Origin of the sequence: Vibrio sp. 1751 (assembly GCF_033339895.1) — a bacterium.
GTDB classification, from domain to species: domain Bacteria; phylum Pseudomonadota; class Gammaproteobacteria; order Enterobacterales; family Vibrionaceae; genus Vibrio; species Vibrio alginolyticus.
In genome coordinates, this window is the sequence record NZ_JAWOVM010000018.1 from 1 (window position 1) to 12,605 (window position 12,605).

Annotated in this window: 13 protein-coding genes; 9 read left to right on the top strand and 4 right to left on the bottom strand. The window is 44.6% G+C overall.

Going from position 1 to position 12,605, the window contains the following annotated elements:
• A partial coding sequence (locus R7041_RS08635; RefSeq protein ID WP_318128612.1) for a DUF413 domain-containing protein occupies window positions 1-279 on the top strand: 279 nt, incomplete at its 5' end.
• Between the two features lie 147 nt (window positions 280-426).
• Here R7041_RS08635 and R7041_RS08640 read toward each other — a convergent pair.
• The gene (locus R7041_RS08640) at window positions 427-678 is read right to left on the bottom strand and encodes a DUF3081 domain-containing protein (protein WP_005374440.1); all 252 of its coding nucleotides are present in this window, start codon (window positions 676-678) and stop codon (window positions 427-429) included.
• 374 nt (window positions 679-1,052) lie between these two features.
• On the opposite strand from R7041_RS08640, the gene nagB reads away from it, so the two are divergent.
• Entirely contained in the window at window positions 1,053-1,853 is an 801-nt protein-coding gene (nagB, locus tag R7041_RS08645) for a glucosamine-6-phosphate deaminase (RefSeq protein ID WP_005374441.1), read from the top strand.
• Between the two features lie 90 nt (window positions 1,854-1,943).
• Here nagB and R7041_RS08650 read toward each other — a convergent pair whose 3' ends face one another.
• Together R7041_RS08650 and gltS (R7041_RS08655) are read right to left on the bottom strand one after the other, a co-directional pair.
• Window positions 1,944-2,810: a hypothetical protein gene (locus R7041_RS08650; protein ID WP_005374442.1), complete on the bottom strand. Its 867-nt coding sequence runs from the start codon at window positions 2,808-2,810 to the stop codon at window positions 1,944-1,946.
• A 154-nt stretch (window positions 2,811-2,964) separates the two neighbouring features.
• A complete protein-coding gene (gene gltS / locus R7041_RS08655) occupies window positions 2,965-4,191 on the bottom strand; it encodes a sodium/glutamate symporter (protein ID WP_025768732.1) in 1,227 nt (408 codons plus the stop codon).
• A gap of 413 nt (window positions 4,192-4,604) precedes the next feature.
• Here gltS (R7041_RS08655) and R7041_RS08660 point away from each other — a divergent pair, with 413 nt between their 5' ends.
• Genes R7041_RS08660 through R7041_RS08670 form a run of 3 tightly spaced genes read left to right on the top strand, consistent with a single transcriptional unit; the run spans window position 4,605 to window position 6,660 of the window.
• Entirely contained in the window at window positions 4,605-4,976 is a 372-nt protein-coding gene (locus tag R7041_RS08660) for a GntR family transcriptional regulator (RefSeq protein WP_005374444.1), read from the top strand.
• A complete protein-coding gene (locus R7041_RS08665; protein ID WP_005383221.1) occupies window positions 4,973-5,830 on the top strand; it encodes an ABC transporter ATP-binding protein in 858 nt (285 codons plus the stop codon). Before R7041_RS08660 ends, R7041_RS08665 begins: the two co-directional genes overlap by 4 nt.
• Complete coding sequence (locus R7041_RS08670) at window positions 5,830-6,660, top strand: hypothetical protein (RefSeq protein WP_206949190.1); 831 nt, start codon at window positions 5,830-5,832, stop codon at window positions 6,658-6,660. The genes R7041_RS08665 and R7041_RS08670 overlap by 1 nt, the downstream gene beginning before the upstream one ends.
• Window positions 6,661-6,760: 100 nt before the next feature.
• On the opposite strand, the gene gltS (R7041_RS08675) is transcribed toward R7041_RS08670, so the two are convergent.
• Window positions 6,761-7,996 carry a sodium/glutamate symporter gene (gene gltS / locus R7041_RS08675; RefSeq protein WP_005374448.1) on the bottom strand — a complete coding sequence of 412 codons (1,236 nt, stop codon included), beginning with the start codon at window positions 7,994-7,996 and terminating at the stop codon, window positions 6,761-6,763.
• Window positions 7,997-8,858: 862 nt separating this feature from the next.
• Here gltS (R7041_RS08675) and R7041_RS08680 point away from each other — a divergent pair.
• The 4 genes from R7041_RS08680 (at window position 8,859) to R7041_RS08695 (ending at window position 12,517) form a co-directional block, all read left to right on the top strand.
• Complete coding sequence (locus R7041_RS08680) at window positions 8,859-9,653, top strand: DUF4344 domain-containing metallopeptidase (protein ID WP_206949189.1); 795 nt, start codon at window positions 8,859-8,861, stop codon at window positions 9,651-9,653.
• Window positions 9,654-9,677: 24 nt separating this feature from the next.
• Window positions 9,678-10,064, top strand: coding sequence for a thiol-disulfide oxidoreductase DCC family protein (locus tag R7041_RS08685; protein ID WP_031780806.1), 387 nt, complete (start codon window positions 9,678-9,680; stop codon window positions 10,062-10,064).
• Window positions 10,065-10,239: 175 nt separating this feature from the next.
• Window positions 10,240-11,901: a methyl-accepting chemotaxis protein gene (locus R7041_RS08690; RefSeq protein WP_053303981.1), complete on the top strand. Its 1,662-nt coding sequence runs from the start codon at window positions 10,240-10,242 to the stop codon at window positions 11,899-11,901.
• A gap of 121 nt (window positions 11,902-12,022) precedes the next feature.
• On the top strand, window positions 12,023-12,517 hold the full coding sequence (locus R7041_RS08695; RefSeq protein ID WP_033006985.1) for a peptidylprolyl isomerase: 495 nt from the start codon (window positions 12,023-12,025) through the stop codon (window positions 12,515-12,517).
• Window positions 12,518-12,605 lie beyond the last annotated feature (88 nt).

Sequence of the window (12,605 nt, forward strand, 5' to 3'; positions counted from 1 at the left end):
TCTGGCGATTTTACTCTTTCAGAAGAGGAAATCCTAACAATTTATGGGGATACAATGCTTGGCTTAGAGTCAGGCGAATTAACACCTGAAAACAGCGAAGAGAAACACTTCATCAAGGTGTTAGAAAACCCGGGCAAAGCAAAAACAAAACTTGAGCGTACGTGGCTAAAGTACACCCAACTTGCTCGTGGTCGCAAGCGCTTCCATACGCTAAATGGTCGTAACAAGCCTGACGCGACAGAAGAATACATTGAAGAGAGTTTGGTTGAAGACGATTAATAACCAATAACCTAGTTCTAGCCTTTTTCTAGCAGTAGGCGAAAGCTCGTTTGACTTTACTGAGCGAGCAAGACAAGCTCATTTCTTCTCCTAAAGCCCAAGGGGGCATTCTCCCAAGGGCTTTTTTAATATTTGGGTGATGACCGTTTACTTGGCGAGCGTCGCAATCTTTTTCAGAAAGCTCTCTTTCAAATGCTCTTGGTCATATTCCAAGTGATAGGTGTTGTGGAAGCCAATTTTTAGCTCAACACCATTTCCTCTCAAGAAAACGTTGTACCCATCGTAGTCAGAAAACGCTTCTACACCTTCATACATTTTACCAAATTCGGTTGGCGTACCGTTGTTCATCACACATTCGTAAGCCTGTAGTACTTTGCTCGGATCTAACTCATTTTTCATACCGAATTCCTCACTGGTTTACACATTTCAATTATGGTTAAAGAATGAGCGCCATGCCATATCTAACCCATAATATTTGAAGTTCGTGTGCGATTTCGCACTCTGTAGGTTGTTAAAAAACAAGGTTAAGTGCGAAGGCAGAACTTAATTTAGATCATAAATTTTATCTATTGATTCGTCAGTTTCATAATGCAATTTCTTTGTAAAAAATCGTCTTATAAAAGCATTTAGATATAAAAATCGTCGACAAAACCAACATTGGTTAAAGAAAAAGCAAAATTTTGACCTAAAACAATAGCAGTTCGCCATTACTTATTTTATAATGCGAATTAATGTTTCAGTACATCGTCAATTCCAATAACTAGGGGCACAAAATGAGACTTATCCCGTTAACTCGAGCAGCACAAGTAGGTAAGTGGGCAGCTGCGCATATCGCTAAGCGTATCAACGACTTTAAACCTACTGCTGAGCGTCCATTCGTTCTGGGTCTACCAACTGGTGGCACTCCTCTAGCAACCTACAAAGCCTTAATCGAGCTTTACCAAGCCGGCGAAGTGAGCTTCAAAAACGTCGTGACTTTTAACATGGATGAGTACATTGGCATCCCTGCGGATCACCCAGAATCTTACCGCTCGTTCATGTACAACAACTTCTTTAATCACATTGATATTCAAGAAGAAAATATCAACCTACTGAACGGTAACACAGACGATCACGACGCAGAATGTAAGCGTTACGAAGACAAAATTAAGTCTTACGGCAAGATCAACCTGTTCATGGGCGGCGTGGGTAACGACGGTCACATCGCGTTCAACGAGCCAGCGTCATCTCTTTCTTCTCGTACTCGCATCAAGACCCTCACTGAAGACACTCGCATTGCGAACTCTCGCTTCTTTGACGGCGATATCAACCAAGTGCCTAAATACGCGCTGACTATCGGTGTTGGTACGCTTCTAGACTCAGAAGAAGTGATGATCTTGGTCACTGGTCATAACAAAGCTCAGGCACTAGAAGCAGCCGTGGAAGGTTGTGTAAACCATCTATGGACAGTTTCTGCACTTCAGCTTCACCCTAAAGCGGTGATCGTATGCGACGAACCAGCTCAACAAGAACTGAAAGTGAAGACAGTGAAGTACTTCTCTGAGCTAGAAGCAGAAAACATCAAAGGCTTTTAACCCATAGGATGGCAGCCTAGAAACACACTAAAAATACAAAACCCGTGTTGAACACGGGTTTTTTCTTATCTGAACAGCGGGCTTAAGTCGTCAATAAGCTTTAATACCAAACTGACGAAGACGCTTAGGAAGCACTTCATCCAACTTGTCTAGTTCACTCGGTTCGACTTCGATAAGGTTGAAATGATGCTGCTCATAAACAGTACGAATGGTCTCACGGTCGGCCTGAGCCATCTCCCCATCGTCACTTCCCCAAAATTGCAAATAGACTTTACCGCCTGGTAAGTAAAAATCGCTAGTGACATCTTGGTCAATCGGCAACTGACGCTCATAAGCGTGCACTACACCAGCCAAGTACAGCCAGTTGTCAATGAGCAACTCACCCTTAGAGCGCACGTAATGCCCATCTAATGTTCGGTGCTTGGCTTCAAATTTTTGGCGAAAGCTTGAGTACGATTTATCCGTAGAATGTGACTCCGCGTCTTGCCCTAAAAACTCAATGACAGACTGCTTAAGACGCTTGTTACGCAGCACCACATCGTGCCATACGACAAAGGTATTTTGTGTTTCTTTATCGGTTCTTTGCTGCCCACCAGCGCGCACACCAGCTTCTGTGACACTCCATCCCTCTTCGGATTTGGTCAACCAACCCAGTTCACTCAAAAGCTGGTTCATGCGCTTCGCATTCAATTTCAGCTTTTCACCCAGTTGTGTCGCGCTCAATGTTTTCCCTGAGCTGGGAGTCAGCTCAATATGTAAGTTGGTCGGCCAGACGATGAACTGGCCAAATTTAGGGTGATCCACATACTCACCGCCAAACTTTGCCCCTTCTTCGGTCAAAATCCACTTTTCATCTTGGCGAACGATGTAGCCTGCACGTTTGAGATCGGCAAACAGCAGCTTAGCTTCTACCTTGCGCATTTTCGCTAATGCCGACGTCGATATTTTTTCAGACATGTGGGTACCTCATGCTGCTGCAAAATTGAACACTATGTCGTCATAGTAACGCATTGATTTCACGGCTTGAAGTCAGGCAAACAAGATTTCGTGTTACAAATAGCAAAGCCAGCGTATAGGTGCTGGCTTTGTTATTTCGGTAAAAAAGCGAATGTTATTTAATAAAAGCGATGCATCCTTGCAAAATCACTAAATTCACAATGTCGATGAAGAATGCACCGACAATTGGAACCACCATAAATGCTTGTGGTGATGGACCATATCGACTCACGATGGAGCCCATATTCATGACCGCAGTCGGTGTAGCACCTAACCCAAAACCGCAGTGTCCGCTAGCGATCACCGCCGCATCGTAGTTGCCTCCCATCATGCGGAATGTTACGTAGTAAGTGAACATCGCCAACACTGCCGACTGAATAGCAAGAATAATAAGGAATGGGATCGCAAGATCGAAAATATTCCACAATTTCAAACTCATCAAGGCCATGGCAAGAAATAGAGATAGTGCAACCGTGCCAAGAATATCAACGGTTTCTAAATCAACCTTGCGCGCCTTCGTCACTTCCATGATGTTAGTGATAACAACACCAATAAACAGCGCATAAACAAAATCGGGAATCATTAACCACTTGATGTCAAAACTGCTTACCCAACTCTCCAGATACTTCGCGCCTGTCACGCAAAGTAGAATGATGGACAAGCTTTCAACGACTCTTTTCGCTGTGACACGATCTTCCTCATGTTCGTTGTACGTCACCAGTTCAGGGAAACTCTGATGACTTTGATTGGTGCGTCCGTATTCCGATTCCAAGTTGTGTTTGTTTAGTAGCTTTTGTGCAACAGGGCTGCCAATAATCCCGCCCATCACCAAGCCAAATGTAGCAGAAGCCATTGCCACCTCTAGAACATTATGCAAACCATACATTTCTTGAAAAGTTTGCGACCACGCAGCTCCAGTTCCATGTCCGCCAGAAAGCGTAATGGATCCGGCGATCAACCCCATGAGTGGATCTAACCCCAACGCTGTTGCTAAGGACACGCCGACCGCATTTTGGATAAGAATGTAGACCGATGCCACAACTAGGAAGATGAAAACCTTCGCACCGCCTTTAATCAGTTGGGTGTAATTTGCCGCTAAGCCAACGGTTGCAAAAAACATCAGCATAAAGACGTTTTGCAGTGGTAAATCAAAGGAGACATCCACACCATTTAAGTGCATCGTCGTGATTACGCAAGCGACCACTAGACCACCAACAATTGGCTCTGGAATATTAAATTTTTTTAAGGTTGGTAACTTGGTATTGATGAACTGCCCTAAAAACAACACGCAAATTGCGACGAGGAACGACTCCTGTGGGCCGATAGATATTACCTGATTCATGAGACCTCTTTACTCTACTCTTTCTCATTCATTGAGCACGAGCTCAACGTGAGATAGGTGCCTAAGCCAGTCAGATTGCCTCTCGAAACTTTTGTTTTCTAGGCCTCTTTGACCATCAATTCTCATCAAGTAAGAAATAGGCAGACCTAAAATTATGCTAATTATCATTCAGTGAGAATATTCATTTAAAACAGGCGATAAGTGTATTGATGGGAAGAGAAAAACAACACTTCTCAACTTATGAGAAGCAATTAATTTCCATATAAAACAAAACCTCAAAACAACGACCACATAGGTGGATATTTAGAGCGAATGAGACAGGCGGATACACTAGGTTTTAAATTATTACTTTCTCTCTAATGCACTAGGTGTTATACATATATATAACACCATCTCAACCAAGAGATTCACTCATGACTAATTGGCATGATCGCCAACCGATATTTCGACAGTTGGCAGACCAGATCACACAGCAAATACTGCAAGGTGTCTGGCAAGAAGGCGATGCTCTGCCCTCCGTCCGTAGCATCTCTGCAGATATGAAAATTAACCACCTCACCGTTATGAAAGGCTATCAATTGCTTGTTGATGACGGGCTAGTGGAGAAAAAACGCGGTCAAGGTATGTTTGTCGCTTCAGGAGCAAAGCTCAAATTACTCGCAGACGAGAAGGCACGTTTTCTTCAGCAACAAATTCCGCAGATAGCCGACACAATACAGCGTCTGGATATGTCACTCGACGAATTCATTCAACAACTAAAACCACACTTGAAAGGTGACCAATGAGCGCATTAGTCAGTGTAAACAACGTCTCCAAGCAATATCAGCAACAAGGAGAAGCACTGCATGAAGTGAGTTTCGACCTACATGCAGGACAAGTACTTGGCTTACTCGGCCATAATGGCGCAGGTAAATCAACGCTTATTAATGCCCTACTCGGTGCACATGAATATCAGGGCACTATTCGTATCAACGGATTTGAACCCATTATGCAACGCGACAAGATAATGCAGAGCTTATCCTACATCTCGGATGTCAACGTTCTGCCAGATTGGATGACCGTTGCTCAACTGCTTAACTATACCGAGGGCGTGCATCCAGGGTTCAATCGCGCCCAAGCAGATACGCTACTTCGTCAAACGGACATCAAACCTCGTGCGCGTATCAAATCTTTATCCAAAGGGATGAAGGTGCAATTACACCTCGCGATTGTGATCGCGACCAACACCCAAATCCTCATATTGGATGAACCGACACTCGGGTTAGATCTCGTGTATCGCGAGACGTTTTATCGTCACTTATTGGAATGGTTTCACGACGGCGAGCGCGTGTTGATCATCGCCAGTCATGAAGTATCAGAGATTGAGCACTTGCTGACAGATGTTCTGATTCTTAAGCATGGTCGCCCCGTTCTGCAAACCTCGATGGACAGTATCAGTGAAGACTATTTCATTCTTGAAGCCAACGACGAGCACCGCACACAAATTGAAGCGATGAACCCACTCTCGTCACAAAAAGGCCTCGGTTCAACGAAATGGTTACTCAAAGCCCAGTATGCCCAACAAGCAGAAACAATGGGTTCCATCCATGGGGTGAAGTTAGCGGATCTATTTTTAGCATTGCAGAAGGAGGCAGCGTAATGCGTTCAGTTGTCGCGATGTTGCAAAAAGAGTGGTTAGAAAACCCTCTTGTTTTACGTATTCCACTGTTTGTGTTGGCGTGTGGAGTTATTCTCTTTGTGAGTTTAATGAGTAACGACACTCTACAACACAATATGTTTTTCCAAATGAGCTTTGGTGGCGATGTCAGTGACATTCACAAAGAGCTTGGTGATGACGTCAATATGTTGATTTCCGGAGGAGCAGGGCTGCTGTCTATATTGTTAGCCGTTCAGTACTTCCCAAGAACGCTACGCAAAGAACGGGCGGAAGGCAGCATTATGTTTTGGCGCAGTATGCCTGTCAGTGACATAAAAACCCATTTAGTGAAGCTAGGATTTGGCTTATTGGTGATTCCGCTCGTCTGCTCGGTGCTCGTACTCGCTGCAAATTCAATGTTGTGGTTGCTGAACATCTCTACTGATCACCAATTGGCTTTATTGTACCGCCAAGCCTCGTTAGGTTACGTGCTGCTGCATTGGGGAGAGTTTTTAATCAGAATCTTTTTCGCCGGTATTCTGCTGTTACCGCTGGCATTAACTGCGATGGCTATTTCACAAAAAGTGAACTCACCACTGGTCATTTTGTTTATCGCCATTTATGCGCTGCGTTGGATGCCTATCGCACTTTTTGGTTTCTACGGGCTAGATCAGTTTTTCTCCGAAGTGCTTTACCTTCCGCTGCACGCCATTATTACACCAAACCCATTCAATGCCATTCCTCAAGCGGGTTGGTTAAACGTTGGCATTTACGCCTTCATTGGTATTCTTGGTTGGACAGCTAGCCTCAAGTTCAGCCGAACTATCCAATAATTCTTCGTTCAATAAACGACCAAACCAAGTCATAAAAAAACGGTCACAACCAGTGTTGTGACCGTTTTTATTTCGCCTCTAGGAGCTCATCCACTTAACTTTAACCAAGGAATGAAATGTAGCCTTGCAAGATAATTAAGTTGACGATGTCGATAAAGAAAGCGCCCACAATTGGCACCACCATAAATGCTTGTGGCGACGGGCCAAATCGGTTAACGATCGAACCCATGTTCATTACGGCTGTTGGGGTTGCACCCAAGCCAAAACCGCAGTGCCCCCCTGCAATAACAGCAGCATCGTAGTTGCTTCCCATCACTTTGAACGTAACATAGTACGTAAAGATTGCTAAGACGACAGACTGCACAGCTAAAATAACCAAGAATGGAATCGCTAGATCGAAGATATTCCATAACTTCAAGCTCATCAGAGCCATCGCTAAGAACAGAGATAGCGATACCGTACCTAACATATCGACCGTTTCGGCATCTAACTTACGAATCTTGGTCACTTCCAAGAAATTCGTAATGATCACACCAATGAATAGCGCATATACGAAGTCTGGAATCATCAGCCATGAGATTTCATACGTGCTTACCCATTGCTCGACATACTTGGCCCCAGTAACACAGATCAGTAGGAAGAAGAGTTTCTCCACCACTTTTTTCGCCGTTACTTTATCTTCTTCGTATTCATTGTAAGTCACCAACTCCGGGAACTTCTCGTGAGTTTTGGCATCTCGACCACCACGACCATACTCAGACTCTATGCTGTTCTTTTCCACCAGACGCTGCGCTACAGGGCTACCAATGATACCGCCGATGATCAAACCAAAAGTCGCTGATGCCATTGCAATTTCTAAGACGTTATCCAATCCATACACGTCTTGAAAGGTTTGTGACCACGCAGCACCTGTACCATGACCACCTGACAGAGTAATCGAGCCAGCAATTAACCCCATCAAAGGATCTAAACCGAGCGCCGCCGCAAGTGAAACGCCAACGCCGTTTTGTATGATGATGTAAAACGATGCGACAGCTAAGAAGATAAAAACCTTCGCACCTCCTTTCATCAACTGAGTGTAATTTGCGGCCAAACCAACTGTCGCAAAAAACATTAACATAAACGTATTTTGTAATGGCAAGTCGAACTCTAAATCGATGCCGTTGAAATGAAGAGCAGTAATCATGCAGGCTACAATAAGACCACCTACAATCGGCTCAGGTATGTTGAATTTCTTTAAAATCGGTAGCTTAGCATTAATAAAATGCCCCAGGAAAAGCACACTGATTGCGACCAAGAAGGACTCCAGTGCACCTACAGATATTAAATGATTCATATCGCCTCTTATTATTGTTCTCTTCATTCTCCGTAATGAATGAGTGTTAGTTTAACCTTCGTTCAATAGCAAATTTTCTCGCTTTATTATTTCGAAAATACTCAAAAAGTTGGTGTAGATGCGCCTTAGGCTAGTTTAAGGGGCGCTCCTTAAGCGATGTGTCAGTTTTTACGCTGTTAGCAAGCCCTTAAATGTGAAAGGAGCTGATACAGCTCCTTCAAATGGCCCCTCGCAATACCTGTGCGTTATCGCTTGGGCTGTCGTGTTGTGAGTAAATTCTGGGTGACACTTTCTGAACCACTTCGGGCTCCCTTACTTAAACAGAATGTGTCAATTACTATCAAACAAAGTTCCTTCCCGTTGTAACCGCTAAACGCCGAGAGCGCGTTCAAAACAATTGGGTTTGCCTGTTCCTGTCGTAGCTTTTCAACTCTGGCTCATGGTGTATAAACGAGCCGAATCCAAGGAAACTCTCAGGCTGCAACAAACGTTTTCGTCACAACGGAGCAGGATTATAACATATCGCTGATAATTTTCTTCAATTCAGTGACATTCACCAACCCCATAGTTAAACCTTGCAATGATTAACTGCCTATTATCATTTTCACAGATAAAGATCGAAGCACAGTTACTCAGTAAGCTTCTTAGAATACGATGCATAGCTAATAACTTCACCGCCGTTCTTATCCAAGAGGTCTTGATAAACGCCCTAGAGAACCAAGCAGCCGAAATATGCGATGTTATCATGATTGCTTTTCGAGACCGACGTCCCGACTTTGGCTAATGAGTACAACCCCAACTATGCATCAGACAAAAACATGTATAATTTTTTATACAAGTTATTCAATAACAAGAGTCCCACATGAACATTCATTCGCTTTGCCCTGCGCTATTACTCAGCATAGCCTCATCAGCTACAGCATCTGAAAACATTCGTATTCAATATTCTCCCGTAGAGACAACTCATGAAAAAATAGCCCAACAATCTATTCAAAGCAGCGATGTAAACACCATCTTTGCTGAGCTATCTCAGGCCTACTTTCCATTTGATAAAGCTCTCACGCTGGTTTACGGCGGAGAAGATGGTCCAATGTATGATCCTGATACACACACAATATACGTTCCTTACACTTTTTATTTGGAGTCGCTCAATTACTTCTCCAATAATCAGTATGAAGAACGCTTCGGAAAATCTCCAAAAACAGGGGCGCTAGATACGTTATTGCACACTTTACTTCATGAAGCTGGACATGCTTACATCGAAGATCAAAGCATCCCTGTTCTCGGAAAAGAAGAAGATGCGGTCGATAATTTTGCCACTATTTTAATGATTGACTTCCTAGAAGATGGCGCAGATATGGCCATTAGCGCCGCCGACATGTTCGCATTCGAATCCGACGACAGACCGGACTACTACGATTTTGGCGAGTACATTGACGAACACAGCTTTGATTTGCAGCGTTACTTTTCAACGTTATGTCTGGTGTACGGTAGTGATCCTGAGCAATACAAAGCCTTACTCGATGAAGTAGAAAAAGACTACCTGCGTGATCGCAAAGAGTTCTGCCAATTCAATTACAGCAACATTCGCAACAATTGGCTGCATTACTTGCAAAACAATGAACCAAAAGAAAATTCGCCACGTAAAAGCGATTAGAAAATCTCAAACAAGAAAACCGCAATGACAAAACTCACCATATTTTATGACGGAACCTGCCCGCTTTGTGCCAAAGAGATGAAGGCGCTAAAACAACGCGATGCCAAGCAGCAAATCAAAACCGTCGATATCTATAGTGATGCATTCGCAGATTATCCTCAGATCGATCCTGAACAAGCCAACACCATTTTGCACGCCCTCAACGAAAAGGGGGAACTTCTGCTGGGGTTGGACGTGACTCATCGTGCGTGGCAATTAGTTGGTCGCGGTTGGCTCTACGCTCCACTGCGTTGGCGCCTCGTTAAACCTGTTGCTGACTGGCTTTACCTCAAATTCGCAAAGAATAGGTATCGCGTCTCATATTGGTTAACAGGGACTTCTCGTTGCAATAGTGGGTCGTGTTCACGTTAATTGTGATCCCGCTTAAAAATGCTACGACCTTCGTCTAGATTTACAAATTTCCAGTACTTCTGATTGAGTAACTCGGTTAATCTCTAAGCATTACAACAATAAGTATTAACACTTTTATCAGGCAAGCTTATTCAGCTTGTCACTTGTAACGCTGCGCCGAGAGAAGGACGTCTCTATGAATCTGACGATCAGAAAACGACTATATATCCTTTCAATAATTCCAATTCTAACTATGGCAATAGGCATGATGTGGTTCACCTACCTACAAACCACGGCCTACAACGAGCACGAGATAGAGCAAACTCGAAGTCGAATGATGGAGATGAAAAAAGCCGAACTCAAAAGTTACGTACAAATGGCGCGTTCCGCTGTCGAGCCGCTACTCGCACAAAATGCCCCACTGGAAGAGGCTCTGCCTATCTTGAAACAACTAGAGTTTGGTCAATCCGGCTACATCTTTGGTTATGATTCAAAAGGCGTTCGCGTCGTGGTGGGTAAAAACACCAAAGGCATCGGGGAAAACTTCTATAACTTGCAGGACAAGAAAGGCAATTACCTGATTCAGGATTTGCTAAAAAATGCCAAAACTGGTGAGTTCACGACTTATTACTTCCCGAAACTCGGTCAGAGTGAAGCACTACCGAAACTCAGCTACTCAGTCTTTATTCCTGAATGGGACTTGATGTTAGGAACGGGTTTCTACACGGACGATATCGACGCCATTGTGGCAGACATGGAAAAAGCCGCACACGAAGATCTCAACACCACACTAACTGCGATAGCCCTGTTTTGTGCCTCGATTACAGCGATAGTTGCAGTCTTTGCCGTGTTTGTTAACCGCAGCATCATGAAGCCTATTGAGCAGTTTGATGCTTCAATTCACTCTTTCGCACAAGGCGATGCAGATTTAACCGCGCGCATGGAAGAATCGAGCGTGCCGGAGTTCACCCAACTTAGCCGTAACTTCAATATCTTCGTTGAAAGCCTACAAGGCATAATCAAGAGCGTTAGCCACGTAGGACAAGAAGTGGTTTCAGAGACCAACGAGATGTCACAGCGTGCATCGCAAGTGGATGAATTAGCTTCTGGTCAACGTGAAGAGACCGAACAAGTCGCAGCGGCAATGACCGAGATGACAGCAACGGCGCACGAGATTTCAAACAACGCTAACCAAGCAGCGCAATCAGCCAGAGACGCCGACGAAAATTCACAGCAAGCGAAACACATTGTTGATTCCGCAGCAAACTCTGTTGAAGCGCTCGCGCTAGAGGTGTCGGAAGCCAGCACGGTGATTTCTCGTTTAGAAAGCGATGTACAGAACATTTCTTCTTCGCTAGAAGTGATTCAAGACATCGCCGAACAAACCAACCTATTGGCACTGAACGCAGCCATTGAAGCAGCGCGTGCAGGCGAACAAGGTCGCGGCTTCGCAGTCGTTGCCGATGAGGTCCGTAAACTGGCGAGTCGCACTCAAGACAGCACAGGCGAAATTCACCAAATGATTGAGCAGTTGAAGTCTGGCTCGGATGCAGCAGTGAAAGCCATGGGTTCAAGCCAAGCGCGTGGTGAAGCAACGGTTGAGGAAGCACGAGCAGCCTCTGCCGCACTGCAAGAAATCCAAGCCGCAATTGCTAACATCATGGACATGAACACCTTGATCGCAACGGCAACCGAAGAGCAAAGCCAAGTTGGGCAAGAGATTTCACAACGTATTGAGGTGATCTCTCAACAAAGCAGCCAATCGGCGCACCTTGCGAATCAGAACCGTGCAGGCAGTGGCAACCTTAACCACAAAGCTAACGAGCTGTACGACTTGGTCGGTCGCTTTACGGTTTAAAGCTTTCCTCACCCATTCACCATGCAAACAGCGACGCCAAAACGTCGCTGTTTTTATTTCTGCTATCCTCATACGACTTAGCTATAATGCCGCCAACTTAGCACCCATAAGGGCAAACCAGATGATTATTATGACCACCAATTTCGGTGATATCGAGATTGAACTGAACCTAGAACGAGCGCCAGTTAGCTCAAAGAACTTCAAAAAATACTGTGAAGATGGCTTCTACAACGGCACCATTTTCCACCGCGTTATCGACGGCTTTATGATTCAAGGTGGCGGTCATACCGAAGACATGACAGAAAAGCCAACGCGCGCCCCTATCGCGAACGAAGCAAACCGTGGTCTAAAGAACCTTGTTGGCACTATCGCAATGGCGCGTACCGATGCTCCGCACTCTGCAACAGCACAGTTCTTCATTAACTTGGAAGACAATGATTTCCTAGACCACACCGCAACCACCAACCTAGGTTGGGGCTATGCAGTGTTTGGTAAAGTGACCGCGGGTATGGATGTCGTAAACCGCATCGCGAAAGTTAAAACGACCTCTAAACTTGGTCACGATGATGTTCCATGCGATCCAATCATTATTGAGAAAGTGACGATCAGCGAATAAGCCCATTCGCCTCTTCGGAGAAATCGTCGCTATAAAACGACAAAAGCGCCTAACGTCTTATGACCTAGGCGCTTTTTGTTTTTATGAC

Coding starts and splice junctions, on each gene's coding strand:
- R7041_RS08650 (WP_005374442.1), bottom strand. CDS start 2,810: ATGTCTGAAAAAATATCGACGTCGGCATTAGCGAAAATGCGCAAGGTA.
- R7041_RS08640 (WP_005374440.1), bottom strand. CDS start 678: ATGAAAAATGAGTTAGATCCGAGCAAAGTACTACAGGCTTACGAATGT.
- gltS (WP_025768732.1), bottom strand. CDS start 4,191: ATGAATCAGGTAATATCTATCGGCCCACAGGAGTCGTTCCTCGTCGCA.
- R7041_RS08670 (WP_206949190.1), top strand. CDS start 5,830: ATGCGTTCAGTTGTCGCGATGTTGCAAAAAGAGTGGTTAGAAAACCCT.
- R7041_RS08660 (WP_005374444.1), top strand. CDS start 4,605: ATGACTAATTGGCATGATCGCCAACCGATATTTCGACAGTTGGCAGAC.
- R7041_RS08690 (WP_053303981.1), top strand. CDS start 10,240: ATGAATCTGACGATCAGAAAACGACTATATATCCTTTCAATAATTCCA.
- R7041_RS08680 (WP_206949189.1), top strand. CDS start 8,859: ATGAACATTCATTCGCTTTGCCCTGCGCTATTACTCAGCATAGCCTCA.
- R7041_RS08695 (WP_033006985.1), top strand. CDS start 12,023: ATGATTATTATGACCACCAATTTCGGTGATATCGAGATTGAACTGAAC.
- R7041_RS08665 (WP_005383221.1), top strand. CDS start 4,973: ATGAGCGCATTAGTCAGTGTAAACAACGTCTCCAAGCAATATCAGCAA.
- R7041_RS08685 (WP_031780806.1), top strand. CDS start 9,678: ATGACAAAACTCACCATATTTTATGACGGAACCTGCCCGCTTTGTGCC.
- nagB (WP_005374441.1), top strand. CDS start 1,053: ATGAGACTTATCCCGTTAACTCGAGCAGCACAAGTAGGTAAGTGGGCA.
- gltS (WP_005374448.1), bottom strand. CDS start 7,996: ATGAATCATTTAATATCTGTAGGTGCACTGGAGTCCTTCTTGGTCGCA.